The following is a 3,014-nucleotide window of genomic DNA, read 5'->3' as shown; positions in this document are numbered from 1 at the left end:
CAAGCTCGATGCCGAGCAGCGGGCCGAGGTCAAGGCGTGGATGCTGGCCGGCCCCGATATCGAGCGGGATGGCGTGGTGGCTTGGCGCGGGGGCGACGTGCGGGCCATGGTCGAGCGCCGGTTCGGGGTCCAGCTGGCGCTGTCGAGCGCCTACCGGCTGCTGGACGAGTTGCACCTGTCGGCCCTGGTGCCGCGCCCCCGCCACGGCGACGCCGACCCGGCGGCGCAGACCGCCTTTCAGCAAACTTCCCGGCCCGCGTGAGGGAGATCGTGGCCGGCTTGGCGCCCGGCACCCCAATCGAGGTCTGGTTCCAAGACGAGATGCGTGTCGGCCAGAAGGGCACGCTGACCCGGGTGTGGGCCGAGACCGGCTCGCGCCCGAGCGCGCCGCGGTCGGACGGCTACCGATCGGTCTACCTCTTCGGCGCCGTGTGCCCGGACCGCGACCTGGGCTGCGCCCTGATCCTGCCGCGCTGCGACACGGCGGCGATGACCCTGTTCCTGGACGAGCTGAGCGGCCACGTCGCGCCGGGGGCGCATGCCGTCCTGGTGCTCGACGGCGCCGGCTGGCACACGGCCAAGGACCTGCGCTGGCCCGGCCAGGTCACGCCGCTGCGGCTGCCGGCCTACAGCCCGGAGCTGAACCCGCAGGAGCGGGTCTGGGAGTTCCTGCGCCAGCATTACCTGGCGCTACGCCGCTTCCTCGACCACACCGCCCTGCTCGACGCCTGCCAGGACGCTTGGCGCCGGTTCATCGGCGCGCCGGGGCGCATCCGCTCCCTCTGCTCGTATCCCTGGGCCACCGTCTCATGAATTCTCGGAAGGCGTATGATGCGGCCCGTGCGGTAGATCGAAGCGGTCAGGACTCCTGGCCCGCAGGCAGGGCGATCCGGGGGGTTATACCAACGGCCCTAGTTGCTGACCGCTTTGGCCCACTCGCGGCGGGTGATCGAGGCGAGGCGGTCGGGTGCCGCCAGCAGCCAGTTCCAGGCGTCGCAGCAGGTCTCGAGGATGGCCTCGTAGTCCGGCCAGACGCGCAGGCCGAGCTTGTTCTGCCGCAGGTACTCCCAGACGTTCTCGACCGGGTTCAACTCGGGGCTGTAGCGCGGCAGCGGCAGGAGGGTGAGGTTCTCGGGGACGATGAGGTCGCCGGCCGCGTGCCAGCCCGCCCCGTCGAGCACGACCACGCCGTGCGCCCCGGGCGCGACGTGCCGGCCGATCTCCGCCAGGTGCAGGCCGGTCGCGGCCGCGTCGGCGTACGGCAGGACCAGGGCGGCGCCGACGGCGCGCTCCGGGCAGACCGCGCCGAACAGGTAGGCCCAGGCGTAGCGGCGGTCCCGGGGCGCTCGCGGCCGGGTGCCGCGGCGCGCCCAGACCCGGGTCAGCGTGCCTTGCTGGCCGACGCGGGCCTCATCTTGAAACCAGACCTCGACCGGCTTGCCACGGGCGTGCTCGGGCGGCGCCGCCGCGACCAGCGCGGCGAAGCTTTTTTGAACGCCTCCTGCGCCGCCTCGTCGGCCTTCGGGTGCCTCGGCCTGACCGACAGGCGGGCGAAGCCGAGCCGATGTAGCACCTTGCCGACCGAGCGCTCATGCAGGCGGACCCCGAAGCGGGCCTCGATCAGGGCCCGGAGGTCGACCCGGCGCCAGCGCACCACGCCGTCCCGGTCCGGGTCCGGCCCCCGTTCCACGACGGCTCCCAGCTCGGCCGCCTGCTCGGGCGTGAGCCGCGGTCTCGGCCCCGGGCGGCGCCGGTCGCGCAGCCCGGCGAGCCCCTGGGCGTTGTAGCGGTGCACCCAGTCGCGCAAGGTCTGCCGGTCCATGCCGGCCGCCCGCGCCGCGGCCTCGCGCGAGCTGCCCTCCAGCACGAGGGCGAGCGCCAGCATGCGGCGTGCCGCCCGCGCGTCCCGGCACCGGCCCGCCTCCCGCCGCAGCTCGGCCGCGCCCGGCTCCTTCCGTGTGACCGCCACCGTCATGGCCCCTCCGCCGATCGGCTACACCGCCGATCAACGCCCTCGGGCCACGCGTGGCGCCACGGGCCAAACGGTCAGAAGCCGGGGCCGTTGGTATTAGAGCATTTTGCGGGTCAGCTGGGACGGGCATATCCGCAGTGGTGGAAGCACCCGGCCGCGTCCTGCGGGGTAACGGCGTCGAGGGCCGGGCCGAGTGCCTGGTGCAGCGCGTCCGCGGTGCGCGCGGCGAGGCGGCGCAGTTCGGCCTTCACCTTGGCCCAGATCGGCTCGATCGGGCTCAGGTCGGGCGAGTAGGGCGGCAGGTAGCGATAGCCGAAGCCCGATCGGTCGAGCAGCGCCCTGACGCACGGGGCCTTGTGGGCGGGCAGGTTGTCCATGACCAGCACCGCGTCCGGCCTGCTTCGGCGCAGCTCGGGCAGCAACACCCGGTCGAGGTAGGCGTGGAACACGGCGGCGCTGGTCGCGGCCTCCACGCTCATCGCGCCCACGACGCCCTCCACCCCGAGCGCGCCCAGGACCGTGACCCGCGTCCAGTGCCCGAACGGCGCCGAGCCGGGCGCGCGGGTGCCGCGTGGGCTGCGGCCATGGAGGCGGACCATGTTGGTCAGCACGCCGCACTCGTCGAGGAAGACGAGGCGCTCGGGGCTGATGCCGCCCACGCCGTCCGGGCCACTCCACCAGGCCTCACGTGCCTGGGCCACGTCCTCGCGGTCCTGCTCGGCCGCCCGCAGGCTCAGCTTCTTTCACGTCCATCCGGCCCGCCGCAGCGCCCGGTGCACCGTGGTCGGGTGCACCCGCACGCCCGTCGTCCCCGCCAAGCGCGCCGCGATCTCGGCCAGGCTCGGGTGATCGGGGCCGCCCGCCGCCAAACCCAGCATGGCCGCCTCAACCTCGCCGGTGATGCGCGCCGCGGGACCGCCCCGCATTGGCTTGGCCTCGCGCCTCCCCTCCTCGCGCGCCGCCTGCGCCCAGCGGTACGCGGTCGAGCGTCCCACCGCGAACCGGCGCGCGGCCGCCTCCGGCGTCTCGCCTGCATCGATCG

General features: G+C 74.3%; 5 protein-coding genes. 2 read left to right on the top strand and 3 right to left on the bottom strand.

The genetic code is table 11. The features are described from left to right. Both VF468_14385 and VF468_14380 read left to right on the top strand, forming a co-directional pair. On the top strand, positions 1-262 hold a 262-nt coding region (locus tag VF468_14385), incomplete at its 5' end, for a winged helix-turn-helix domain-containing protein (protein HEX5879481.1). Positions 263-270: 8 nt separating this feature from the next. Next, complete coding sequence (locus tag VF468_14380) at positions 271-813, top strand: IS630 family transposase (protein HEX5879480.1); 543 nt, start codon at positions 271-273, stop codon at positions 811-813. A gap of 98 nt (positions 814-911) precedes the next feature. Here the strand turns inward: VF468_14380 and VF468_14375 are convergent. The 3 genes from VF468_14375 to VF468_14365 all read right to left on the bottom strand — a co-directional run. Continuing rightward, positions 912-1,975, bottom strand: a protein-coding gene (locus VF468_14375; protein HEX5879479.1) for an IS630 family transposase whose coding sequence is annotated in 2 segments (ribosomal slippage) — positions 912-1,472 and positions 1,475-1,975 — 1,062 coding nt in all. Because the reading frame shifts where the segments join, the coding sequence is not laid out codon by codon here. A gap of 110 nt (positions 1,976-2,085) precedes the next feature. Further along, on the bottom strand, positions 2,086-2,703 hold the full coding sequence (locus VF468_14370; protein HEX5879478.1) for an IS630 family transposase: 618 nt from the start codon (positions 2,701-2,703) through the stop codon (positions 2,086-2,088). 12 nt (positions 2,704-2,715) lie between these two features. Next, a partial coding sequence (locus VF468_14365; protein HEX5879477.1) for a helix-turn-helix domain-containing protein occupies positions 2,716-3,014 on the bottom strand: 299 nt, incomplete at its 5' end.

It is taken from the genome of Actinomycetota bacterium (genome assembly GCA_036280995.1).
In the GTDB taxonomy this organism is placed as follows: domain Bacteria; phylum Actinomycetota; class CALGFH01; order CALGFH01; family CALGFH01; genus CALGFH01.
This window is presented reverse-complemented; position numbering and strand designations above follow the sequence as displayed.